19 protein-coding genes are annotated in these 23,017 nt (G+C 68.3%); 10 read left to right on the plus strand and 9 right to left on the minus strand.

The window, feature by feature from the left end; translation table 11 throughout:
- Positions 1-113: 113 nt before the first annotated feature.
- Positions 114-1,028, plus strand: coding sequence for a LysR substrate-binding domain-containing protein (locus ACP7BZ_RS12685; RefSeq protein WP_426113616.1), 915 nt, complete (start codon positions 114-116; stop codon positions 1,026-1,028).
- A gap of 5 nt (positions 1,029-1,033) precedes the next feature.
- On the opposite strand, the gene asd is transcribed toward ACP7BZ_RS12685, so the two are convergent.
- The 4 genes from asd to ACP7BZ_RS12705 form a co-directional block, all read right to left on the minus strand.
- The gene (asd, locus tag ACP7BZ_RS12690; RefSeq protein ID WP_426113618.1) at positions 1,034-1,891 is read right to left on the minus strand and encodes an archaetidylserine decarboxylase; all 858 of its coding nucleotides are present in this window, start codon (positions 1,889-1,891) and stop codon (positions 1,034-1,036) included.
- A 268-nt stretch (positions 1,892-2,159) separates the two neighbouring features.
- Entirely contained in the window at positions 2,160-2,453 is a 294-nt protein-coding gene (locus tag ACP7BZ_RS12695) for a hypothetical protein (protein WP_426113620.1), read from the minus strand.
- A gap of 51 nt (positions 2,454-2,504) precedes the next feature.
- Positions 2,505-3,158, minus strand: a complete 654-nt coding sequence (locus ACP7BZ_RS12700) for an HD domain-containing protein (RefSeq protein WP_426113622.1) — start codon at positions 3,156-3,158, stop codon at positions 2,505-2,507.
- Positions 3,151-3,879 carry a ribonuclease HI family protein gene (locus tag ACP7BZ_RS12705; protein WP_426113624.1) on the minus strand — a complete coding sequence of 243 codons (729 nt, stop codon included), beginning with the start codon at positions 3,877-3,879 and terminating at the stop codon, positions 3,151-3,153. The genes ACP7BZ_RS12700 and ACP7BZ_RS12705 overlap by 8 nt, the downstream gene beginning before the upstream one ends.
- A gap of 22 nt (positions 3,880-3,901) precedes the next feature.
- Here ACP7BZ_RS12705 and ACP7BZ_RS12710 point away from each other — a divergent pair, with 22 nt between their 5' ends.
- Entirely contained in the window at positions 3,902-4,075 is a 174-nt protein-coding gene (locus ACP7BZ_RS12710) for a hypothetical protein (protein WP_426113626.1), read from the plus strand.
- 97 nt (positions 4,076-4,172) lie between these two features.
- Here ACP7BZ_RS12710 and ACP7BZ_RS12715 read toward each other — a convergent pair whose 3' ends face one another.
- Complete coding sequence (locus tag ACP7BZ_RS12715; RefSeq protein ID WP_426113628.1) at positions 4,173-4,940, minus strand: hypothetical protein; 768 nt, start codon at positions 4,938-4,940, stop codon at positions 4,173-4,175.
- A gap of 134 nt (positions 4,941-5,074) precedes the next feature.
- Positions 5,075-5,359 carry a hypothetical protein gene (locus tag ACP7BZ_RS12720; RefSeq protein WP_426113630.1) on the minus strand — a complete coding sequence of 95 codons (285 nt, stop codon included), beginning with the start codon at positions 5,357-5,359 and terminating at the stop codon, positions 5,075-5,077.
- Between the two features lie 356 nt (positions 5,360-5,715).
- Here ACP7BZ_RS12720 and ACP7BZ_RS12725 point away from each other — a divergent pair, with 356 nt between their 5' ends.
- The 8 genes from ACP7BZ_RS12725 (at position 5,716) to ACP7BZ_RS12760 (ending at position 18,737) form a co-directional block, all read left to right on the plus strand.
- Positions 5,716-8,991, plus strand: a complete 3,276-nt coding sequence (locus ACP7BZ_RS12725; protein ID WP_426113632.1) for a penicillin-binding transpeptidase domain-containing protein — start codon at positions 5,716-5,718, stop codon at positions 8,989-8,991.
- An 81-nt stretch (positions 8,992-9,072) separates the two neighbouring features.
- Positions 9,073-10,404 carry a hypothetical protein gene (locus ACP7BZ_RS12730; RefSeq protein ID WP_426113634.1) on the plus strand — a complete coding sequence of 444 codons (1,332 nt, stop codon included), beginning with the start codon at positions 9,073-9,075 and terminating at the stop codon, positions 10,402-10,404.
- On the plus strand, positions 10,401-10,994 hold the full coding sequence (locus tag ACP7BZ_RS12735) for a hypothetical protein (RefSeq protein WP_426113636.1): 594 nt from the start codon (positions 10,401-10,403) through the stop codon (positions 10,992-10,994). The genes ACP7BZ_RS12730 and ACP7BZ_RS12735 overlap by 4 nt, the downstream gene beginning before the upstream one ends.
- A complete protein-coding gene (locus ACP7BZ_RS12740; RefSeq protein WP_426113638.1) occupies positions 10,898-12,160 on the plus strand; it encodes a hypothetical protein in 1,263 nt (420 codons plus the stop codon). Before ACP7BZ_RS12735 ends, ACP7BZ_RS12740 begins: the two co-directional genes overlap by 97 nt.
- Positions 12,157-13,188 (plus strand): hypothetical protein, encoded by a 1,032-nt coding sequence (locus ACP7BZ_RS12745; RefSeq protein ID WP_426113640.1) that lies wholly within the window; start codon positions 12,157-12,159, stop codon positions 13,186-13,188. The genes ACP7BZ_RS12740 and ACP7BZ_RS12745 overlap by 4 nt, the downstream gene beginning before the upstream one ends.
- Before the next feature lie 106 nt (positions 13,189-13,294).
- Positions 13,295-15,460 carry an SPFH domain-containing protein gene (locus ACP7BZ_RS12750; RefSeq protein ID WP_426113642.1) on the plus strand — a complete coding sequence of 722 codons (2,166 nt, stop codon included), beginning with the start codon at positions 13,295-13,297 and terminating at the stop codon, positions 15,458-15,460.
- Between the two features lie 33 nt (positions 15,461-15,493).
- A complete protein-coding gene (locus ACP7BZ_RS12755; protein WP_426113644.1) occupies positions 15,494-17,803 on the plus strand; it encodes an SUMF1/EgtB/PvdO family nonheme iron enzyme in 2,310 nt (769 codons plus the stop codon).
- Between the two features lie 34 nt (positions 17,804-17,837).
- Entirely contained in the window at positions 17,838-18,737 is a 900-nt protein-coding gene (locus tag ACP7BZ_RS12760) for a pirin family protein (RefSeq protein WP_426113645.1), read from the plus strand.
- A gap of 162 nt (positions 18,738-18,899) precedes the next feature.
- Here ACP7BZ_RS12760 and ACP7BZ_RS12765 read toward each other — a convergent pair whose 3' ends face one another.
- The 3 genes from ACP7BZ_RS12765 to ACP7BZ_RS12775 form a co-directional block, all read right to left on the minus strand.
- Entirely contained in the window at positions 18,900-20,447 is a 1,548-nt protein-coding gene (locus ACP7BZ_RS12765) for an FHA domain-containing protein (protein WP_426113647.1), read from the minus strand.
- A gap of 100 nt (positions 20,448-20,547) precedes the next feature.
- Positions 20,548-21,543, minus strand: coding sequence for a PP2C family protein-serine/threonine phosphatase (locus tag ACP7BZ_RS12770; RefSeq protein ID WP_426113649.1), 996 nt, complete (start codon positions 21,541-21,543; stop codon positions 20,548-20,550).
- Positions 21,544-21,604: 61 nt separating this feature from the next.
- Positions 21,605-22,858: an MFS transporter gene (locus ACP7BZ_RS12775; RefSeq protein WP_426113651.1), complete on the minus strand. Its 1,254-nt coding sequence runs from the start codon at positions 22,856-22,858 to the stop codon at positions 21,605-21,607.
- Positions 22,859-23,017 lie beyond the last annotated feature (159 nt).

The raw sequence follows: 23,017 nt of genomic DNA on the forward strand, positions 1-23,017 counted from the left end.
TTCCTCAGTCAATTGTAGTTGTGGTGGAATTTGATGTAGGCCACTGTAGCAGTTCCATTTGACTCAAGATAGGCCGTAAAATGGATAACATTATCTCGCCAATGGAACAATCCATGATCGATCCGAATGATTTGCTGCTGTTTGCCCGCATCGCTGACACTGGCAGTTTTAGCAAGGCGGCAGTGCGCCTCAACTTGCCCAAGTCAACCGTCTCGCGCCGCATCGCGCTGCTTGAAGCGACCCTGGGCGAGCGGCTGCTCCAGCGCACCACGCGGCGCCTGGTGCTGACCGAATTTGGCGACAGCCTGCTCGAACACGCGCGCCAGGTAGCCCAGCAGGTCGAAGCGGTGGCGGCGCTGGCCGAGCACCGTCAGCAGGAACCGAGCGGCAAACTGCGGCTGTCGATGCCGAGCGACTTTGCCAATCTGGGCTTATCGGGCCTGCTGGCAGCTTTCATGGTGCGCTATCCGGCCATCACGCTCGAGCTGGACCTGTCGCCGCGGCGGGTCGACCTGGTGGCGGAAAACTTCGATGTCGCCATTCGCATGGGCGACCTGCCGGACGACGCCACGCTGGCGGCGCGCCGCATCACCTTCGAGCGCATCGGCTTGTATGCGGCGCCTGCCTATCTGGCCATGCGCGGCTTGCCGGAGTCGCCCGACGACCTCGAGCAGCACGACCTGTTGTGTCTGTTGAGCCGCAATGGCGGCGCCCATCCGTGGCAGCTCACGCGCGGCAAGGTGCAGTGGTCGCGGCCACTGCCGGCCAAGCTGACCGCCAATTCGCCGGACCTGCTGGCGCGTATTGCCTGCGCCGGCGCCGGTATCGCTGCCAGCTCTGACCTGTTCGCCACGCCCTATCTGAAAAAAGGCGAGCTGGTACGGGTACTGCCTGAATGGGATTTGCCGGCGGTGACGGGGTGGGCCGTGTTTCCTGGCAGGCGGCTGATGCCGGCCAAGACGCGGGCGTTTCTCGACATGATGCAGTCGCTGTCGTGCGAGGAAGCCAGAGCCAGGCTGCTCGCCTGAGCGTCCTATGTGGCGGCTGGCTGTGACCCCATCATCTCGCCCAGCCGGATCGGGCGTTCCGGTCCCCATGCCGGATTAAAAGCGATGGTATCGGCCTGGAACAGCATGACGATGGTCGAGCCGAGCAGGAAGCGGCCAAACTCGTCACCCTGTTTCAGTTCGATTTGCTGGTCGTCGTAGGTCCATTCGCACAGCCGCCCCGGGCGGGTGGCGTTGACCACGCCATGCCACACCGTTTGCATGCTGCCGACAATGGTGGCGCCTACCAGCACCAGCACGAACTGGCCATGCGCCTTCGATTCGAACACGCAGACCACCCGCTCGTTGCGGGCGAACAGTCCGGGAATGCCGCGCGCGGTGGTGGGGTTGACCGAGAACAGTGCGCCCGGCACATAGATCATGCGGATCAGGCGGCCGTCGCACGGCATGTGCAGGCGGTGGTAATCCTTCGGGCTCAGATACAGGTTGGCGAAGCTGCCATGCTGGAAGTGCGATGCCAGGCGGGCGTCGCCGCCAACCAGTTCGGTGGTGCTAAAGCGGTGGCCCTTGGCCTGAAAAATCTGGTGGTCATCGATGGCGCCGATCTGGCTGATGGCGCCGTCGACCGGGCAGACGAAGGCAGCGGCGGCCAGCGGGCGCACGCCGGCGCGCAGGGGGCGGGTAAAAAATTCGTTGAAGCTGCTGTAGCTGGCAATGTCGGGATTGACGGCTTCGCTCATGTCGACGCCGTACTTGGTGACGAACCATTTGATCAGATTGGTCGTCCACGCGCCACCTTTGGCGCCGGCCACGCGGCCGGCAAAGCTGGTGAGCGCCTGCTTTGGCAGCAGGTACTGCGGCAATACCTTGAGACGGTCGGACACGATGTCGCCCTTTCAACTTAAATGAGGGGCAATTATAGCGGGGTGGCGCCAGCGCGGGTAGTCAGGCGGGCGCGGGTCATGCGGGCTCAGGCCAGGCGCATCAGCACGGCGCCGCCGGCGACCACGCTAGGCAAGCACGGATTCATTCATGACGGCGGACCGGGCATCCTGAAAAAGCGTCCGGCTGCGTTGCCAATACCCGCCATGCCCCGGCATTGCTGGCATTGCCGGCATGGCTGCGGTATTGCGCGCTGCTGGCTGCGTTTTCTTAAAAACGCTTTGGTGACCGATTCCATCGGCCATAATGAAGCAGCGCTTCCCTGAGGTGGCTAGTCGACCGCAGTCGAGGCAGCGATACATGACCAGCTGACCAGCTGGCCGGTACCGGCGATGCCAGCGAGGGCAGCAGCAGGGCAGCAATGACAGCGGCGGCGGTTGCCACGGCCATGGTCATGAAGACGGTCTCAGAGCGCGCCTTGACGTTGGCGTTCCAGCCGGCGTGGAGAAAAGCGCCAGCGAGGACGGCGCCGAAGACGACCGGGTTGACCAGCGCTGCACTCATGGTGCACTTATGGCGCACTCATGGCGCACTCATGGCGCACTCATGGTCCACTCACGGCGCACGGCCCCACTCGAGGGCAAATTCATCCCTGAACGCCAGCAGCCGCGCCAGTCGCTGTCCGGCCAGTGCGCGGCCGGCAGCGGTCTGCATCAGCGCCGGCAGCCTGGCCAGCTTGACGACGATGTGATCGAGTGCATAGGCGCGGTCGTCCAGCGCGTGCGCCAGCGCGCTGCCCATCTGGCCGGCGATATAAAACAGCCGCGCCAGGCCGATCGCGCCGAGGCCGTCGAGGCGGTCGGCGTCCTGCACCAGGCGCGCTTCGAGCGTGCGCGCCGGCAGCGCCGCCGAAAAACTGTGCGCTTCGATGGCATGGGCGACGGCCTGCAGGCGCGCAGCGGGAAAGCCGGCGGCCGCCAGCGCGGCGACGGCGCGGGCGGCTGACAGGCGCGACGCAGTGGCCCGTTCAGGGTGGTTTTTCGGCAGGTTGACCAGGTCGTGCAGATAGCAGGCGGCCATGACGATCAGGGGATCAGCATCAGCATCGGCACCTGAACCGGCAGCCATCAGCGCCTCGGCATTGGTCCATACACGGTGCAGGTGATGGAGGTCGTGGGCGCCGTCGTTGTCATTCACAGAAGCGGCGCTGGCGATGGCGATCAGGACCGGCTGCCAGGCGGCCAGCGAGGGGGCGACGGCGTCACGCATCGGTGGCCTGGTGTGGCACGCCGGTCAAGCGTCGCGCTTGCTGCGACAGGGCATCGGCGGCGCCGTTGCGGTGGCGTGGAATCCAGCGCAGCGTTACCTGCGGCAGACCGGCCAGCAGTGCCTGCGCCACCTGCCGCAGCGGCGCCAGCGAGGCTGCCTGCGCACTGGCCGGGGCGCCGACGTCGTCGATCACCACCTTGCTGTCGCCATACACGGTGAGGCGGTCGGCGCCTGCTTCCAGCGCTGTTTCCAGCAGTGCGATCAGGGCGCGGTATTCCGCTTCGCTGCTGTTGCCATGGCCGGCCGCGCGCGACAGCGAGAACTGCTGGCCATCCGGTCCGGTCAGCAGGGCGCCGATGCCGCAGCGGCCCGGATTGGGCCAGGCCGAGCCATCGAACCAGCCGCGCCACGGGGTCAGGGTGCCATCGTGGTGATGCTGGCGGCGCGCCAGCACGGTTGCGCGCTGTCGCACGCGGGCGGCCGTCTTGTCCAGTTGCGTCTGCAGCACGGCGGCGCGCTGCGCCAGCATTGCCGGCAGCCTGGCCGCGCCACCGGCGGCGCTGCACAGGGTCGCCTGCAACGCCGCCTCGTAACTGCAGCCGTCGCGGGCGGCCAGCCGGCGGCTGGCGCTGCGCTCCCTGCGATAGGCGAGGGCGGCAAGCGCAGCGCATTGGTCGGGCAGGGCAGGCGCAGGCAAGGGTAGCAACACAGGCAAAGACATGGGCGAACAGACGGAGGAAGACATGGATGAAGACATGGGCGAAGACATGGACGAAGACACGGACAAAAAAATGACAAAAACACGCACAAAGACACGCACAAAGACACGCACAAAAACACGCACGAAGGCACCGCCGAAGCATAGCATTGCTGTCTACATTGCTGCTCTGCCGGCGCAACATTTTTCCGTTCATTGACGACAAAAAGGCAGGCCGCCGATCGTGCTGATCGGCGGCCTGCCTTGACGGTGTTGTCTCGTTATTGTCTCGTTACTGTCTCGTTGTGGTCTGGCTGTTAGTTGCGGCGCGGATTGTCCGGCCGCGCATCGCGGTTGTTCGGCACACCGTCACCGTCGCGGTCGCGGTCGACGCGATTGGGGACGCCATCGTGGTCGTTGTCGCGGCGGCCATTGTGTTCGAGGCGGTCGGGAATGCCGTCGCGGTCACGGTCGCGGCCATGTTCGAAGCGGTCGGGCACACCGTCGTGGTCGCGGTCACGGCCATCGCGCGACGTCCAGCGCGGCTGATCGAAGACCCAGCGGCCACCGCGTTCGATCCACTGCGGACGCGAATAGACATAGCCGGGGCGGTCGGCCACCCAGACGCCCTGCACCCACTCGTAGCGGTTGCCGTGCCAGTCCCAGTAACCGGGTTGCCACAGATAGCCATTGCGGCCGCTGGGGGCGCGCTCAAAGCGCGGTGGTGGTGGTGCCACCCGCACCTCGTCATAGCGGGTCGCTGCCACCACCGGGTACCAGCCGCCCTGCTGCAGGCGGTAGCCGCCGCCGTCGCGGATCCATTCGTTGGCGCGGTATTGATGGCCTTCGCGGGCCGGCTCCCAGTGACCGGCCATCCAGACGTGGCGGTGGCCGTCCCAGTTCCAGTAGCCGGGCGCCCAGGCGTAGCCGCGGCGTGCGGCCGGCACGGTTTCAAAGCGCGGCGTCGGCGGCGCGGTGTTGATGATCAGGCTCACGCCCGACTGGGCCAGCGCCGGCAGTGGCAACCAGGCGGCGGCGCTGACGGCGATCAGGGCGGCGATACTGATACTGAGAGTGCGTTTCATGAGGTGTCTCCGAGGATGTGTTCCAACGGCCTCAATATAGCAATCTCCCTTTGGCTTGCGCAGCGTTGAAGCAGAAACTTACAACTGAAACAGCTCGGTGCAGGTCGCCGCAGGTGCGTGCACATGCCCGCTTTTTAACCGCGCGGCGCCGCTGCCGCCCGCGCCAGTGCCCGTTCATCTGCCAGCGAACGCATTTTTTGCGCGGGCGTCAGGCGCCGTGCCGCCACCTTGACCACCGCTACGTGTGACGGGGTGGCGACGGCGGTCGCGCGCGGGGTTGCTGCTGTAGCCGCGGCCGCAGCCGCGGCCGCGGCAGAGGCAGCGGCGTCGGCCGTGTGCTGCGGCAGCATGCTGGCGCTGCCCACTGCCAGCGCGGCGGCGAGGGTAAACACGGCTTCGGCATGGTGCAGGATGTTCATGGCTGGCCTCTCAAGGTGGTCGGTGGATGCTTCACTGTAGGCAGCTGACCGGCAGCGCGCCAGCGCCGTGCGACAGACGGCAGATCGGACGCGCCGGAATGCGCATGGCGGCGACCAAATGCGGCTGCTGTTTCAGCGCCCCTCCGCTAAGCCCGTGCAGGCAGCGCAGCTGGACCGGCGCGCTGTTTTTAGGCTGTTTAAACGCTGCTTTAACGCTGTTTTAACGCTGTTTTAATTGAGTCAACGGCACCCCACAGGACACCATGGCAGGCGCGATTCGAACTTTTTTGCAGGCGGTCCGGGCCCACCGCGTGGCCTGGCGGCGATCGCGCAACCTGCAGCGCAGGGGGCCAGCGGTGCGCCCTTCAGTCAAGGCCGCCGCCGCAGTGGCTACTGCTGCCGCGCTGCGCCCGGCGCGCCTGCCGGCTGGCAGTGCCGCGTGGTGGATCAGTATGGCCGGCGTGCTGGCCGCCAGCGTCGGCGCCGTCGTCATCGTCCGCCATGCACACAGCCTGGCGCGCGCGGTCGAGCTCACCAGCGCGCCGGCGGCGGGTGTCGTGCGCCCGCTAGCAGCATTTCAGACCCTGCTACCGGGCGCCGCCCTGACGGTGCCGGCCGATGGCAGCATCGAGGTGCTGCAGCGCGGCAGTGCCAGCGTGCTGGTGCTGGGCGCCGGCACCCGCGCCGCGCCGCTGCTGCGCATCGACCTGTGCCAGCAGCTTGGCAGCGCCAGCCCGGCGGCGCGGCTCCCCATGGTGCCGCTGCGGATCGGCTACCCGTTCGCTGACGTCGTCCGCTGGGCTGGCGCCGGCGCCGCCCCCGCGCTGCGCGCAGTGGTACTCGGCAGCGCCGACAGTGCGATGCCGAAGGTGCGCATCAGCGGCAATCCCGGCGTGACCGGCGAACCCCTGCAGCTGCGCTGGGAGGGCGCCAGCGCCGCTACCAGCTGGGTTGGTGCCGCTGCCGCTGCCGATGCCAATGCTGGCAACGCCGGCGGCGAGCACGGCGCAGTTGCCTTCCATGGCGACGGCTGGCTGGTCTGGGGCGCAGCCGCGATCCACTTTCAGCGCCAGGGACAAGCGCCATCGGCGCCGGGCGGCGGTCGCTGTGGCGCCGGCCAGTTGCTGCTGCAAGTGGTGCGCGGCGGCGCCACTGGCACCACTGGCACCACTGGCGGCACTGGCGTTGGCGGCGCGCGCGGGCAAATCACGGCATATGCGCGCGACAAGGCGTCGGCGTCGCTGTCGGCCTGGCTGGCGCCGGGCGATTACCAGGTCGCTGGCGCCGCCGCCGCCGATCTGGAAGACCACGCCTTGTTCACGCAATTGCGCGCGCGCGGCATGCTGCGGCTGGGCGCCGGCGGGCTGGCCGAACTGGCGCCACGCGACCTGCCGGCGTGGCGCGCCGCACCGGCGCCGGCGCGCGCGGCCGAACTGGCCAGCTGGGACGCGGTGCAGTTCGATGACGGCGCCCGCAGGCTCTACAAGCACCTGTACCGCATGGCCGATGGCGCCTACCTGCGCGAACAGCTACGTATTTTTAATGGTGAGCAGCATCTGCTGGCATGGCGCCTGCCAGCGTCGGCCGCAGCGTCGGCCTGGCAGGCCGAAGTCGCTGGCGAGCGCGCCAGCATCAGTACTGCCATGCCGGCGGCGGCGACGCGCCTGTTTGCCGGCGTCGCCCCGGGCTGGCAACCCTGGCAGCGCATCGAACGCTGGCCGGCCGCCGCCGCCGCCGGAGCGGTGCGGCTGACCCTGAACGTCACGCCGGCTGCCGTTAATGCACCGATTGAACTGATGCTGATCGGCCGCGCCAGCGCCGTCACTGGTGCCGTCATCCGCCAGCGCCGCGCCGTCTGCGATGGCCGCGCTTGCGCTGGGACTGCTGCTGGCACTGGCACTGGCGCCGACGCCGCCCAGCTGCTGCTGCTCGATGTGTTGCCGGGCGCGCGCAGCGTGTCGCTGGCGGTGGCGCCGCTGGACATGGCCGCGCTGGCGCAGCCGGCCGACCAGCAGTACCGCCACCTGCGGGTCACTGACGGCCAGCTTGACTGGCAGCCACTGGCGAGCGCCGCGCCGGTGTCGCCAGCTGCCAGCACCGCCGCTTCAGCCGGCCCCGCCGGCCCCGCCGGTCCCGCCGGCCCCATCGCGCTGGTCGACCGCAACGGCGTCTCCCTGTGGGCCGATGGCGCCCCCAGTGCCGCTGCCAGCGCTGCCGGCCTGGCGCCGTTGCTGGGCTTGGGCGCCGATCACACCAGCAGTGTGGCCGGCATGCTGGCGCGCCTGCCGCCACCGGCGCCGGGCGCCGGCCACCATGCCCGCCTGAGCCTCGATCTGGCCCTGCAGGCGGCCAGCAACGGCGCCGTCGACTGCATCGGCATGCGTCACGGCCGCTGGGATGGCGTCAGCTGCACAGGGGCCCAGCCGGTGCCGCCCGGCCGCCATGCGGGCATGGTCATCATCGACGCCGAAAACGGCGACATCCTGGCCGCCGCCGGCGCCGGGGGCGTGGCCGTCAATGCCGCCAACTGGCTCGAGGTGCGCAATTTCGACCGCAGCGATCCGGCCCGCAGCCCGCTGCGTCTGCCCGCCCTGCAGCACGATGGCGGCGCCCACGCCAGCCCTGGCTCGACCTTCAAGGTGATCAGCGCGCTGGGCCTGGAGCAGGCGGCGCAGGGCGATGCCCGCCTCGACGCCCTGCTGGCCGGCCAGCCGCTGGCCGACATCAATCGCCTGGCGCGCCAGCACGGCTTTGCGTTCGATACCAGTGCCGCCATCTATCCCATGCAAGAGCGCAGCGCCCACATCACCAACTACCAGCGGCAAAGCCTGGAGCGCCACGCCGCCAATGGCCGGCTGGGGCTGGCGCAGGCGCTGACCTTCAGCCAAAACACCTGGTTTGCCTGGCTCGCTGAACTGAGCGACGGCAGCCTGTTTGGCCGTGCCGATGGCGGCGTGCCCGACCTGCAGGCGCTCGAGCCGGGCGCCCTCGATGCCGTGCGGCCGATTGTCGGCATGGCGCGCCGGCTGGGCTTTGGCACGGCGCTGCGCCTCGATGGCGGCCTGTTGCCAGCCGATTTTCGCTGGGGCCAGTGGGATGCCCTGCAGGCGAGCGCATCGAACATCGACCCGGTGCACAGCCGCCACGAACTGCGGCAGATGGCGATCGGCCTGCGCATGCAGGTCACGCCGCTGCAGATGGCGCTGGCCGCCGCCGCCGTCGGCCAGGGCAGTGTGGTGGTACCGCGCCTGCTGCTGGCACTGGACCAGCGCGCGGCCAGGCCAGCGGCCGCGCAGGCGCTCGGCGTGCGCCTCGAGCGCATCCGCGCCGGCATGAAAGGGGTGGTCGATGTCGGCACCGCCGCCAGCGCCTTTGCCGATGTGCGCCTCGCTGGCGTGCGGCGCGGTCTGTTTGGCAAAACCGGTACCGCCCCCACCGGCGACGGCAGCGCCGCCACGGTCTGGTTCACCGGCTGGCTGGAAGCGGGCAGCCTGCCAGGGCAGACGCACCGGCTGGCGCTGGCGGCGTTTGTCAGCCACTCGGCGGGCAGCGGCGGCGAACATGCGGCGCCGATGATCGCTGCGGTGCTGGCGGCCAGCGCCGGCGAGAAGCCCAAACAGAGGGGTAAATAGGGGGCTGACGTGCGGCTGCCCGGGCGCCAATCTGTGGCATGATTTCCATGCGCCCGTCATGGGCATTGGAACGGGGAAGGTATGCGTCTGCCGGGAACACGGTATCAGGAACACGGCTGGGAACTGGTGCGAAAACTGTTGGGGCAGTGTTCGTTGCAGGCCTGCGCCGCTGGCCTGCCCGCACGGATTGTCAACGTCAACGTTAACAACAGCGCCAGCGCCGCGCTGGCGGACTGCCTGGACGACTACATCGAGCGTTGCAGCGGCGCCTTGCGCGCCAGCGCCCGCCAGCCACGCGCCGCCGCCGATGGCAACAGCTATGGCGAGAGCGTGCTGGAACTGGCGCTGGCGCTGCTGTGCGAGCTGCAGGCGCGGCCAGCCGACTGGCACGCCCTGGCGGCGGCGCTTGGCGCCGACGCGGCCCGTCTGGGCCATTTCTGGCAGCAGCCCGGCGGCGAGGCCATGCTGCGCAAAAAATTCAACGATATGTATGCGCTCCTGCGCGACAAGGTCGATTGCGACAATTACATCGTCGCCTGCGGCCGCCCGTGCAGCGCCAACCGCATGTACGCTTACCGCATGCTCGACACCGCATATGCCGACATTGCCCGCCTGTTCGACAGCTGGCGCGAGGCGCCCGAGCAGGTGGCGGCGATTCTAGGGCGCGCCGTCGATGCCGCTGCCGCCCCCATTGAAGTGCGCCAGATGAAGTCGATCGGCGACTGCCAGGCGGCGTGGCTGATCGCCTGGAGCGCCTCGCGCGAGCGCTTCACCGGTGCCGCTGGCCCGCTGCACACCCACTCGAAGCGTTTTGCCAATTTAAAAAACAGCCCCGATAAAATCGCCGCCATGCTGGCGGAAATCGGCGACTATGAACAACTGTCGGCCAACGGCGACGGCCCGTGGCAGCAGGATGCCGCCGACGCCAGCGCCTGGCTGGACGATCTGGCGCGGGTGTTGGACGACGCGGTCGATGATGACGGCGATGGCGGGCGCGTGCTGGCCCGGCCCGCCGCCGCCGCCGCTGCCGATGCCGATGCCGATGCCGATGGCGCCGACCACAGTGCAGCGCGCAGCGCACTTTCAGCGCCCCCCAGCTACGTTTCAGTGGCGCTGCTGGCCGGCGACGCTGCTCTCTGGGCGGCGCGGGCGATGGCCGGCTGTTCGCTGCCGGTGCAGCTGGCGGTCTATTTGAAGCTGGTCGGGGCACGCGACGACTGCTACCGGGCCGAATGGCTCGACGGCGTCAGCGGCGAGCTGCCCACCATGGCCCAGCTGGCGGCCCTCGACGGCGTCTCGCTGCCAACCCTGCGCAAGCGGCGCGACAGTGCCATCGCGGCGCTGCAGGCCGGTACGCAGGCCGGGCCGCGGCCGGGCGGCGGCACCGATGAACCAATCAGGAGAGCACAGTGAACAAGCGGGTAAGCGATTCATCCACCCTGGCGCGCAAGCTCGCTGGCGCGGCGCTGCTGGCGCGCCGCGTCGACGGTGATTATCTGGTGCTCAGTGACGCCACCTTGTGTGCGGCCATCGATGGCAGCTGCCCCTTGCGCAGCGCCGAAGCGCAGGCGCTGGCGGGCTCGCCGTTGACTTTGCGGCGCCTGCGCCTGCTGGCCGATGGCATGCGGGCGACGCCGTGGAGCGCCAGCGCCGGCATGCTGCGCGCTGCCGCCAGCGCTGACAGTTCGATGGCAGTCCTCGAGACCGACGACGGCCACTGGGCGCTGCACTTTGTTTTGCAGGATGGCCAGTGGCAGCTGGTGCTCAAGCTCGACGCCGCCGCGCCGTTTGCCGCCCGCCTGCTCGCTGGCGACGGCGCGCCCTTCATCGAAGTGCGCGACGGCGCCGGCGGCCTGCTGCTGCAGGGACGCCTCGATGGCGACGGCGAATGCGAACAGGCGTGGCCATGCGCGCTGGCGCCAGCCTTGCATTTCCAGCAGCACGGGGCGCGCTTTACGGTGACGCCGGTGACCCTGGTGGCGCCGGCGGGGCCGGCGCGATGATCGAGCTGGCCAGCCGCTGGTGGCAGCGCTCGCGCCGCGCCGCGCCGCCCGACAATGCAGCGCTGGGCGAGAGCGTGCTGGCCATCGCGGTGCCCGCTGCCAGCGTGCAGGGCAGCGCCTGCGATGCGGTGCTGATCGCCGGTGGCGGCCGCAGCCGCCGCAGCAGCGCTGCGGCGCCGCTGGCGCCCGAGCCGGACGAGACGGCCTGGCTGTTTCACCCCGGTCCCTACCACTGCGTGCTGCGGCCCTTTGCCGCCGCCCCCGAGCTGGGACTGCAGCTGTGCTTTGTCATCGATGGGTCTGACCCGCGGCTGGCGCAGCAGCGCTTTGACCTTTACCTGGCCAGCGAAGTGCAGGGCAGCGCGGTGGTTCTGGCGCTGGCGCCGTTTTGCGCCGCCCTCGAAGCGGCGCTGCAGCAGCAATTGACGCAAGGACAGCTGGAGCTGCCGCCTTGCACCAGCGTGGCCGAATGGAACCGCTTTCGCGCTGGCCTGAACCGCCTGCTGTACCAGCGCTTTGGCGTGACGCTCGACGATTGCCTGCCGGTCGATCTCGGTGACCGCATTGATTTTGCCGCCATGCTGGCCGCGCGCGTTGCCAGTGCACCAAAAGCGCAGCAGGATGCCGAAGTGGCGCCTGCAGCGGCGCCAGCACAATCACAATCACCAGCACCAGCACCAGCACCAGCACCAGCGCCGGCCGCCGTCGACGCCGCGGCCCTGCGCCGCCTGTTCCTCGAGCTGCCGTGCCTGACGGCCGCGCTGCGCGCCGCCGTGCTGCAAGATGAGACGATGGCGGCGAACACGGCGCAAACTGCGGCGCTCGATGGGTCCCCGCAATTCCGCCGCCAGCAGGCACTGTGGCGTCGTCTTGACCTGGTTAACTTGCAGGTCAGCACCATGCCGGCGCTGGCGCTCGCTGCGCCCGGGCTGGCGCTCGGCCGCAGCGAGCAGGCGCGGCGTGCCCGCCACAGCCAGCGCGCCTGCGCTGCGCTCGACGATGGCTGGGCGCTGCTGGCCCGGCTGGACGGCACTCCCCGCCGCGCCGCCGACACTGCCGCCGCTGCCAGCGACGACGCCGAGCGCATCGTCGCCAACCTCGAATTCGATCTGCAGGAACGGCGCGCGATTGCCGCGCCGGACAGCGGCGAGATGGCAGCGTCATGAGCGCCGCCGCACCTGTACCATCGGCCAGCGCCAGCGTGTGCAGCGTCCTGGCCGATGGCAGCACGCTGACGGTGACGGCCACGCGCCGCCCGCGCGCCAACCGCGCCGACATCAAGTGCAGCGTGCCGGCCTCGCCGGCACTGGCCGCGCGCCTGCAGCAGGTGCTGCAACTGGCGCGTCTGACCGAAGCGCGCTTCGACAGTCGCGATCAGGTGGTGGTCAGTTTTGATGCCACCCCTGCCGATCTGGAGCGCGACTGGGAACTGCCAGCAGTGCTGGCCGACCGCCTGGTGCGTGGCCTGTATCAGCCACGCAAAGCGGTGTGGGCAAATGGCTGGTCGGACCACTGGCAGCTTGGCCGCATCGATGGCAGCGCGCTCGCCGCTACCGATGCGCCAGACGTACCGGCGGGGACGCTGGTGGGCGGGCCTGACGGCCTGGCTCACCTGGGCATGTTGACCGGCCGGCCCGACCAGGCCGGGGCGGTATCGAGCGCACGCACCTGGTTCCCGCTGCACAGCGGTGGCGTCAACGACAGCCTGTGCTGGGTCGAGGTCAGCGTCTATCCGCTGCTTGCTGGCGCCGCTGAAGAAGAAGAGTGCATCGCCGTGCCGGGGCTCGATGTGCTGGGGCAGACAGCGGTGCGGGCGACGCTGGCGGCGGCGCGCCGCTTCGACCCCTATGGCAGTGGGCGCTGGAACAGCGTGGTGCGCTTCGGCGCGTCGCGCTTCCAGGGCAATTCGTGGCAACTGGCGGCGGTGATGGCCGATCGGCTGGCGCGCGGGCGCGAATTCGTGCCGCGCGGGCGCATCCTGGCCAGCGGCTGTTCGGCCGACTGGCAAAGCGGCCGCGTCGACACCGTCGAGGCGCGCGAGGCCAAGCTGGCGCTGCTGCTGGCGCAGGCGGTGACGGGGGACCGCCTGCTGTTGCCGGCGGCGTGGGAGGCGGCACTGCCAGCCGGCTTTGTCGAAGCGCTCGCCGCCAGCGGCGCCAGTGTCGCCTGTGTCGAACGCATTGGCATGATTTGAAACTCGTCCCTGCGCGCGCCCTGCTAGAATCGGAGGGCGGCGCGGGCAATGCAGGGCAGGGCAAGCCTGCTTCGATAGCGCCAACTGATGAACCGGGAGCAGGTATATGCAGATGTTTGGAATGGGCGGCGCCAAGTGTCCCCGCTGTGAGCACAAGAATGCCGGCACGGCCGCTTACTGCGCGCAGTGCGGCCTGCTGCTGGGCGCGCCCCGCAATGCGCCCGTGCTGGTCGATAATCGCTGGATCGCCGGCGCTGACGAACTGGCGGTGTTCTTCGGTGTGCAGGCGCTAGCGGGCCTGTTTGTCAAGACCTTGCGGGTACCGGCCACCACCCGCGCCTATATTCTTCAGGGTGGCGCCGCCACCGAGGTGCCGCAGGGCGACTACGAGATCGAAGGTTTTTTTAGCCGCTTGAACAACCTGCTGCGCGACGACCACGCCGAAATCCTGATCACCCGCAGCACCCCGGTGGTGCTGGTGTTTGCCTTCGACGAGCTGGCCAGCGCCGAGCACCTGGCGCTGTCGGTGCAGCTGTCGGTGAGCGTGCAGATCGAACAGGTGGCCGCGTTTGCGCGCCACTTCATGACCATGCCGGGTACCGTCAGCAGCGCGCAACTGGTCGAACTGCTGGCGCCGTCGGTGCGCCAGCTGGCCGCCGAATTCATCGCCGGCCAGTCACTGCGCGACATGAGCCGCAATGGCGCGCTGCGCGCCCAGTTTGACGAACGCCTGCAGGGCGGCCTGCAGCAGCGCCTGGCGCTGTATGGGCTGGCGGTGGTGCAGGTCGACACCCTCAGTCTGAAACACGATAAATTCGACGCCCACCGTGCCCGCATCGGCAGCCTGTGGCTGCTGGCCGACGAGCGCAACGTCGAACTCGAACATGCGGGCCACCTCGACGCACTGTATGACGACGGCGAGTGGCAAAAAATCCGCCGCGCCGAAGCCGACAGCCGGCTGCGTTACCGGCGCGCCGAACTGGCGCAGGACGATGCCATCGACAAGGCCGAACTGTCGCTGCAAAACAGCGAACGCCTGCAGGCGGTGCGCGCGCGTGAAATCGAACTGTACTCGCGCATCGTCGAAGCGAAAAACCGCCAGCAGGCCATCGCCGCCGGTGCCGGCGAAGTGCTCGCTGAACTCGAACACGAGCAGGCGCAGAAAAACGCCGCGCGTGGCGATGTCGCTGCCGACTGGGCCCATTCGCGTCACATCGCCCAGATCCGCATGCGCACCGAACTGGAATTGTCGCAGCAGCAGGCGGTGGAAAGCCGCCAGCTGGCGCAGCAGCGCTTTTCGCACCAGCTGTTGCAGCAGCAGATCGGCAACAAGGTGGCGCAAGCGCTGCTGATCGAAGATGAAACGGCCAAGCGCAATGAACTGGCGCGCCTGCGCCAGGCGCGCCAGAGTGCCGACGGTCGCCAGGCGGCCATCGAGCACGAGCAGCACATTGCGCGCCACCAGGCGCTGGCGCTGGTCAATGCCGCCCATGCGCGCGAGGCGGCGCGCCTGCAGGAATGGGAAGACCAGCTGGCGCAGGAGCGCGCGCGCGAACTGGCGCGCAGCAGCGGCGCCCAGGACGCCCTCAGCCAGCACGAAAAACTGCTGCGTACCATCGCCGCCGACGATCTGCACAGCCGCAACGCCGACCAGCGCATGCTGGCCATCGAACAGGCCCGCCACCAGCAGGGACAAGACAGCCAGGAAGCCCAGTGGCAGCAAGAGCTGCGCCGCATCGGCGCGCAGCGCGAAGCGCGCTTTGCCGAGCTGACCCAGCAGGCCGACCTGGCGCGCCTGGAGATCGCCCGCGCCGACAGCCTTGGCGCCATGAGCGACACTGCCAAGCTGGCGCTGGCCGGTGCCGCCAATGCAGCGGTGCTGGCCGATTACCTCAAAACCCAGGTCCACGCCGGCATGGGCGCCGACCAGCTGGCGGCACTGGCGGCGGTGGTGGGCGCCACCAATAGCGTCACGCCGCAGGAAGCGCTGCGGCTGGCCGACCTCCGCGAGCAGCGCGACAGCGCGCGCCGCGAGCGTGACATCGACAAGGACCGCCAGCACCAGCTCGAGCTGATCAAGCTGCAGAATGATGTCAACAAGGCGGCGCTGGCGGCGCAGTCGCAGCTGGGGATCGGCGTCGCCGGCGGCGGCGCTGCTCCTGCCGTTGCTGCGGCCGCGCCTGGCGCGGACGTGCCGCGCTGCCCGCACGGCCATCCGGTGCGCGCCGGTGAGCGCTTTTGCGGCCACTGCGGCGCCGCCCTGGGAGCGTAACAGGCCACGATGTCAGCGCCGCCGCCCACCCCGATGCCGTCCGCCCGCGACAAGTTGCGCGAGCTGCGCGCGCTGCATGAAGATGGCCTGCTCAGCCAGCAGGAGTTCGACAGCCGCCGCAACGCCATCCTCGACGCTGCATATGCACCGACGGCGCCACCTGCAGCGTCAGCCACAGCGTCAGCAAGGGCGGCGCCGGCAGCTGATTCTTTTGGGATGGCGCGCCCGGGCACCGAGCTCGGTCTGATGGTGGGCCAGGAAATCGGCCCGCAGCAGCGCCGCTACCGGCTCGAACGCCTGATCGCCCAGGGTGGCATGGGCCAGGTGTGGCAGGCGCTCGATCTGGCCACCCACCAGGAACTCGGTCACAGCGCGTCGGTGGCAGTGAAAATCCTGCCACCCCAGCTGACCGTCAGCGCCACCCATGCGCGCCTGCTGCTGGAGGAGGCGACCCAGGCGCGCCGGCTGGCGCATGAGCACATTGTGCGGGTCTACGAATGGGCCCAGGACCCGGCCACTTCCAGCTATTTTTTGATCATGGAATGCCTCGAGGGCGAAGACCTCGACAGCCTGCTGGCGCGCGAGACGCGCATGCCCTTCGACCGTGCGCTCGGTCTGCTCGAACCGGTCGCCGGCGCGCTCGCCTATGCGTGGGACAAGCACCGGCTGGTGCACCGCGATATCAAGCCGGGCAATGTGTTCGTCACCAGCAGCGGCGACGTCAAGCTGCTCGACTTTGGCATCGCCGCGCGCGCGCGCTCGTCGGCCAGCAGCATTGGCCTGGAAGCGCCGGCCGATTCCGGTACCGCCGGCTACCGCGCGCCGGAAGCCGGTGTGCACCAGCGCAAACCGGCGCCCACCCAGGATGTCTATGGGGTGGCGGTGATGCTGTACCAGATGCTGGAAGGGCGCCTGCCATTCGATGGCCCGCGCGACCCTGCCAGCACGCTGACGCCAGCGCGTCCGCCCGGTCTGAACGATGCCCAGTGGCGCCTGCTGCAGACGGGCTTTGCCATCGATGCGGCGCGGCGCCCCGCCAGCGTGCAGAAATTGCTGGTGCAGCTGCGCGCCGCAGGCAGCGCGCCAGCGTCGTCGTCGGCGGCGGCAGCAGCAGCGGCAATGGCGCCGGCAGCGGTGCGGCCGGCCGCCAGTGCCGTCGAACTGGCCGCCGCCAGCCAGCGCGAACAGCTGCGCGCGCAACAGCAAGCGCAGCGCACGCTGGAAGCGGCGGCCGCCGTCCAGCAAGCCAATCGCGAGCGGCGCGAACAGGAAAAAGCCCAGCGCCTGCTGCTCGACGCCGCCCGCAGCGAGCGCAAGGAAGCGCTGCGCCGCCAGCTGCTCGAACGGCGCGCGCTCGATGCCGAGACAGCGCGCATCGAGCGCGAAGAGGCGCACAGGAAGGCGCTGCAAGCCAGAGCGGCAGCGGCCTACCGCCAGGAACAGCAGCGTGCGCGCGCCGAGGTGGCCGCCCGCGTGCAGGCCGAACTGGCGGCGCTACTGCCGTCAGCATCGAGCCCGGTGGCCGACAGTGAGGGGGTGCTGCGCGACCGCTTTCTCGATGGCTCGGCGGTGGCGCCCGACCTGGTGCTCATACCCACCGGGCGCTTTCAAATGGGTTCGCCCGAGCATGAGCGCAAGAAGGCGATCGACGCCGGCTCGCAGCAGTCGTGGGTCGAGCGCGAAACGCCGCAGCGCTGGGTCGGCATCGAAAAGCCCATCGCCATGGGCCGCTTTCCCATTACCGTCGGCCAGTGGCGCCTGTTTGTTGCCGCCAGCGGCTGGCAGGCGCCGGCCCAATTCAATTGGGCCGAGCCGGGTTTTCGCCAGGCTGACGATCACCCGGTGGTGGGCGTGAGCTGGCATGACGCCGTCGCCTACGCCGCCTGGCTGTCAAGCATGACGGGCCAGCGCTACCGCCTGCCCAGCGAAGCCGAATGGGAATACGCCTGCCGCGCCGGCACCCGCAGCGCGTTTAGTTTTGGCGACTCCATCAGTACCGATCTGGCCAACTACGACGGCAACTTCAGCTACAACGACAGCCCGAAAGGGGTGTACCGCAAGGGCACCACAGCGGTCACGCAATTCCCGCCCAACCAGTGGGGGCTGTACGACATGCACGGCAATGTGTGGGAATGGGTGCAGGACGTGGTGCACGATAATTACCAGGGCGCGCCCAATACCGGCCGCGCGTGGGAAGATGGCGGCGATCCGGGACGGCGCATCTTGCGCGGCGGCTCGTGGCTGTACAATCCGCGTTATCTGCGTTCGAGCCTGCGCAACGGCTTTTCGGCCACGCGCAGCAACGGCATCATCGGCTTTCGGCTGGCGCGCGAGCTCCTTTAAGGGCGCGCCACCCACACTTTTTTCAGGCACCCACATGAGCATCGCACATTACCTCAAAGCGCACGACAAGGACCTCGGCGGCGGCTTCACCGTGCGCCGCCTGCTGCCGGCAGCGGCCATGCAGTCGGTTGGGCCGTTCATTTTTTTCGACCATTTCGGCCCCATCGATGCCGATGCGGCCGCCAACCACGATGTGCGGCCGCATCCGCACATTGGCCTGGCCACCGTCACCTATCTGTATGAAGGGGCGATGATGCACCGCGATAGCGTCGGCTCGGTGCAGCGCATCGAGCCCGGTGCCGTCAACTGGATGACGGCCGGCAGCGGCATCGTCCACTCCGAGCGCACCCCGGCCGACCTGTTGGGCAAGCCGCGCCGCAGCCATGGCCTGCAGTTGTGGGCGGCGCTGCCGCAAGCGCACGAGGAGGTGGCACCCTCGTTCAGTCACACACCGGCGGTCGACATTCCCACAGTAGCCCTCGATGGTGCCAGCGTGCGCGTGCTGATCGGCAGCGCCTTCGGCCGCAGCTCGCCGGTGCCGACCTTTAGCGAGACGCTCTACCTCGATATCGCGCTGGAGGATTGCGCCGAAGTGCTGCTGACCGATCTGCCACAGCAGGCCGCTCTTTACGTGGTGCAGGGCACGCTGCTGGTCGATGGCGCTGCGCTGGCGCCGGCCACCATGGCAGTGCTCGAAGAGGGCCGCGCTGCTGGCAGCAGCACGCGCTTGCGTGCCGTGGGAAGCGTAAAATTGGTGGTGATCGGCGGCGCCCCGCTCGACGGCCCCCGTTATATCTTCTGGAATTTTGTATCGTCGAGCAAGGAGCGCCTGGCGCAGGCGGCCGACGACTGGGAACAGCAGCGTTATGCCATGGTGCCGGGCGAGACGGAGTTTATTCCGTTACCGAAAATGGTAGCCAAGCCGCTGCGCTGAATCGATGCACGTGTGCAGTGGCGTGCTCAACGTTGTGATGGAGGCGTCATGCACATCCCGCCCAAGCTGCACATTCCCATGACCGTGTTCACCCTGCTGGCCATCATGCTGGCGGGTTTTGCGCTGATTTTCCTGGTGCTGGCACCGTAAAGGTACGCCAGCTCAGGCCGTATGCAAGTCGCCCGTCATGGCCTGCTGCAGCTGGCCGGCGGCGGTGCGGATGATCCACGACTCTGGATACGGTTCGCCGGCAAAGCGCACGTGGCGGGCACAGCCGCCCAGGCGGTCCAGTTGCGCGCCCGGCGCCAGCGCCGTTTCGACGCCGCTGGCAGGGTCAAGGTGCCAGAAACCGCCATCGCGGTGAAACAGCAGCGGCATGGCCGCCGCGCGCGGCGCGCAGGCGCTGGCCGCCAGCGGAAAGCCGGGGTGGCGGCCGGGCGCCATCAGGTAAAAACTCTCGGCACAGTCGCCCTGGTCGAGGCGGTGCAAGATCACTGCGTGCGGCAGCAGCGCCGTCACGCACAGCACCACCACGCCCTTGATGCTGGCGGTCAGTTCAATTTTCATGCCCAGCCGCAGCGGCACCGCAGCGTGCTTGCCGGGCCAGACGCCGTCGAGCAGGATGCCGTAGCGCGACACATCTTCGATCTCGAAGCCCCGTTCGCCCCGGCGCAACAACGCATGGCGGCCCGACAGGCGCCGCGTCAGGCCGCCCGTCTCCTGGCCGGCATCGCCGAAATGGGCCAGCAGCACGTCGCCTTCGGGATCGTACTGTTCCCACCGTCCCAGCACGCATTCATCGAGGGCGAACAGGCGCAGCTGGCGCTGGTCGCCGCAGTCCGGGGCGGCATTGACCAGGCAGGCGGCAGTCAGCGGACACGGATGGGGCGCGGCGTTCGCTGGCAGGTCAATTTCAATCAAGTCTTCGTCCCAGGCGATGCTGGCACAGCCCAGGTCGACCTTGCCGATGGCGTCCAGATTGAGCTGGGCGATCGAGGCATTGCGCGCCAGCACCTCGATATCGAGGCGGCCGCTGCTGCTGCCGTTGAGTTTGGCGATCGAGCCGTCGTCAGCCACCACCCGCACATTTTTATGGGTGGCCAGGAAAGTCTGGTGGATGTCGGTCAGGCTGGCATCGGCGCGCGGCACCAGCAGCAGCATGGTGCAGACCCAGCGGCGCGCCGGCTGACCGTCGTTGCCGCCGCTGTTGACACTCATGCTGGTCAGTTCGACATCGATCTGGTACTGGCCGTGTTCCTTGTCGCGCGAAGAAAATTCGATGAACAGGGGCCGCCATTCGCCGCGCGTGGTGCGCTCGAGCTTGTGGGTGGCGCCACCGCCGGCCATCAGGGCCGAGCGCAGGCGCATGCTCAGCAGGGGGGCGGCGCCCGGCGCCATGCCGCGCAATTCCACCTTGATCGCTTGCCTGCCACCGGCGGCGCGCGGATCGAAGCCGCTCACGTGCAGGTAACAGCGGGCGGCGGTGGGCAGGGTCATGCCGACCGCTGCGGCGGTGGCCACGGTGGTGGTCGCCATGGCGCCACTGCGCGTCGCCCGCGCCGCGCTGACCAGCTCAAAACTGCCGGGCGCGGCTGCCGCCGCTGCCACCGCAGTCACTGCTACCTGCGCATGGCCGGCCGCGCACACTGGGTCGCCGGGCAAGACCCAGAGCGTGCAATGCGGGTGGTCGACGTTGCTGCACTTGTTCATGACGGCGTTATAAATTCCTCAGGTTTGCCAGCTTACCCCCAAACGGTGCAGTTACGGCAAAGCAATACATTTGCAGTGTAACATTTGTTTCCATGCGAACTTAATTTTTCTCCATCGATGCATACGTATGATCATCATTGTGGTTGCCGCTGTTGCTCGCAGCGGACAGCGGCCGGATGACGATGGCTGTCAGATTGTCCAAATGTAAATTGTCGGGTGGATGGTGGCCGAGCGCAGAAAACAGCCGCTCCACCATGGCGTTGGCGTCGGTTTCTCCCAGCAAGGCCGGCCAGCTGTTGACCCACGCTTGCGGCGCCGCGCACGACCAGAAGCCGTCGGTGGCCAGCAGATAACTGGCGTGCGCACGCAGTGTCAGCGCGCGGCGGTCGGGCAGGTGGCGCAAAAACGGCGGCAGCCGTTCGCTGCTGAGCGGATACAGACCGTCGGCCAGCGTCGACGGGTCGGCAAACGCGTTGCCCAGTACAAAAGCCTGGGCGATTTGCGGGCGGTGTTCGCCGTGCACCTGCTGCCACCATTCAGCGGCCTGCAGCACCCCGGCCATGGCAAATGCGGTGGCCGGCACATGGTCAACGGTGAGCACGCTGATGCTGTCGTGGCCCAGTTCATACAACCGCGAGTCGCCCACGTGGTACAGCATGGGCGCCTGGCCGGGGGCGATTTCCAGCAGGGTGAGGGTGGTGCCGGGGCGCCGCGAGGGCGGCCGCACGGCGCCAGCCTGGCTGGCAAAATCGGCCTGCAGGCGGGTGTGCAGGGCGTCGAGGTCGGCGCACACCTCGGCCAGCGTCGACCATGCGGGCAGCGCCAGCAGGCCGGCGACGACCGCCTCGGCTGCCTCGCGGCCATGGCCGTGCCCCCCCATGCCGTCGAGCACCGCCACGCGCAGGTGGCCGGCCGGCCAGTTTGCCAGCTGGGTATCTTGCAGTTGCTGGCCGTGCAGAAAGCGGGCACGGCCGGTGGCGTCGATCAGCAGGAAATTGTCCTGGTTTTCAAGGGGCGTGGCAGGGTCGGCGCTGGCGCGCGAGGCGGCGGCGATGTCGAAGTGCTGACCAAAATCTAAGGGGGGTAAGGCAGGCATCGGGCTGTCCTGGAAGGCGAAGCCACAGCTTAACAAGGATTGGTTCCTGCTAAAGGCCCGATTAGAGGGGGTTTTCCCGCTTGCCCAGCCACAGCGCGATGGCGTTGACGATCACGCAGGCACCAGCAACTGCCAGCGCCGCCTGCACGCCGAGATGGTCGGCCAGGCGTCCCCACACCAGGCTGCCGACGGTATAGCCGCCGGCCATGACGAACAGGTAAATCGACAAGGTGCGCGCCCGTATGTGGATGGGGAATGAGGACTGCGCGGCAGCATTCAGGGTCGACACCACTGCCGACCAGGCCATGCCGCCACACAGCACCAGCGACAGCAGCACCGGTAGCGAGCGCACACAGGCCATGGCGATCAGCATCACGCCATAGACCAGCAGCGCGCAGCTGAGCAGGCAGCGGCGGTCGTAGCGGCAGCGCAGGCTGGGCAGCAGGAAGGCCGCCAGCACGGCGCCGCAACCGAGCGCGCCCATCAGGGTGCCGAACACGCTCGAATTCATGTGCAGCACGTCGCGTACGAATACCGGCAGCAGGCTGGCAAAGGCGATCGTGGCAAAGAACACCGTGCACACGTTGCACAGGATGTGGCGGTAGCGCGGGCAGCCGAAGGCGCAGGCCAGGCCCGCCTTGAGGCTGTCGGCAAAGCCAATGCTGGCGATCACGGCCGGCCGGCCTTCGCGCCACCACGACCAGTACACCGTCAGCAAACCAATGAAGGAGATGGCATTGACGAAAAACAGCACGCCGGGGCCGATCCAGCTGAACAGCACGCCACCGAGGGCGGGACCGATGACGGCGGCGACGTTGTAGCTGAAGTTGTTGAGGGTGGCGGCCGCTTCCACTTCATCGGGCTCGACCAAGCCGGATATGGCCGCCTGCCAGGCCGGCCACATGAAAGCCGAACCGGCGCCCAGGCAAAACGTCAGCGCCAGCACCGGGCTGGCCGAGACGTGGCCGGTCAGCACCAGGCCGGCCAGGGTGCAGGCGCACAGGGCCATGAACAGATTGCAGTAAAACAGGAAGCGGGGGCGGTCGACGGCATCGGCCACCACCCCGGCGATCAGCGCGAACAGAAAGATCGGTACGTAACTGGCGGTCTGCACCAGCGAAGTGGTCGAGGCCGAATGCGACATCGAAGCGATCATCCAGGCCGAAGCGAAGGTCTGGATCCAAGAGCCGAGATTGGAGAGCAGGTTGGCGCACCACAGGTGGCGGTAACGCACGTGGCGCAACGGCTGCGTCAGGGGGACCTTATGACGCACGGTACGCGCGGGCAGGGGGGCGGTGGCGCTGTCTTTGGACATGCACCCGAGTCTACGGTGCGGGCGCGACACTGGTCAATGCTTGATGGAATTAATTGTGACTGTCGGGTATGAACGTTGTAGCGCGGCCATGTCGAAACGCCATGCAGCTTGGCGTGCTGCTATCGAATAAACCAATCATATGAATGATAATGACCATGG

Source organism: Massilia sp. PWRC2 (genome assembly GCF_049896725.1).
Lineage (GTDB): Bacteria > Pseudomonadota > Gammaproteobacteria > Burkholderiales > Burkholderiaceae_D > JAFCUW01.

Excerpts from the sequence above, each read along its gene's own strand:
- ACP7BZ_RS12685 (WP_426113616.1), top strand. The coding sequence starts at position 114 with ATGATCGATCCGAATGATTTGCTGCTGTTTGCCCGCATCGCTGACACT.
- ACP7BZ_RS12695 (WP_426113620.1), bottom strand. The coding sequence starts at position 2,453 with ATGAGTGCAGCGCTGGTCAACCCGGTCGTCTTCGGCGCCGTCCTCGCT.
- ACP7BZ_RS12700 (WP_426113622.1), bottom strand. The coding sequence starts at position 3,158 with ATGCGTGACGCCGTCGCCCCCTCGCTGGCCGCCTGGCAGCCGGTCCTG.
- ACP7BZ_RS12705 (WP_426113624.1), bottom strand. The coding sequence starts at position 3,879 with ATGTCTTTGCCTGTGTTGCTACCCTTGCCTGCGCCTGCCCTGCCCGAC.
- ACP7BZ_RS12710 (WP_426113626.1), top strand. The coding sequence starts at position 3,902 with ATGGATGAAGACATGGGCGAAGACATGGACGAAGACACGGACAAAAAA.
- ACP7BZ_RS12715 (WP_426113628.1), bottom strand. The coding sequence starts at position 4,940 with ATGAAACGCACTCTCAGTATCAGTATCGCCGCCCTGATCGCCGTCAGC.
- ACP7BZ_RS12720 (WP_426113630.1), bottom strand. The coding sequence starts at position 5,359 with ATGAACATCCTGCACCATGCCGAAGCCGTGTTTACCCTCGCCGCCGCG.
- ACP7BZ_RS12730 (WP_426113634.1), top strand. The coding sequence starts at position 9,073 with ATGCGTCTGCCGGGAACACGGTATCAGGAACACGGCTGGGAACTGGTG.
- ACP7BZ_RS12740 (WP_426113638.1), top strand. The coding sequence starts at position 10,898 with ATGCGCGCTGGCGCCAGCCTTGCATTTCCAGCAGCACGGGGCGCGCTT.
- ACP7BZ_RS12745 (WP_426113640.1), top strand. The coding sequence starts at position 12,157 with ATGAGCGCCGCCGCACCTGTACCATCGGCCAGCGCCAGCGTGTGCAGC.
- ACP7BZ_RS12750 (WP_426113642.1), top strand. The coding sequence starts at position 13,295 with ATGCAGATGTTTGGAATGGGCGGCGCCAAGTGTCCCCGCTGTGAGCAC.
- ACP7BZ_RS12755 (WP_426113644.1), top strand. The coding sequence starts at position 15,494 with ATGCCGTCCGCCCGCGACAAGTTGCGCGAGCTGCGCGCGCTGCATGAA.
- ACP7BZ_RS12760 (WP_426113645.1), top strand. The coding sequence starts at position 17,838 with ATGAGCATCGCACATTACCTCAAAGCGCACGACAAGGACCTCGGCGGC.
- ACP7BZ_RS12765 (WP_426113647.1), bottom strand. The coding sequence starts at position 20,447 with ATGAACAAGTGCAGCAACGTCGACCACCCGCATTGCACGCTCTGGGTC.
- ACP7BZ_RS12770 (WP_426113649.1), bottom strand. The coding sequence starts at position 21,543 with ATGCCTGCCTTACCCCCCTTAGATTTTGGTCAGCACTTCGACATCGCC.
- ACP7BZ_RS12775 (WP_426113651.1), bottom strand. The coding sequence starts at position 22,858 with ATGTCCAAAGACAGCGCCACCGCCCCCCTGCCCGCGCGTACCGTGCGT.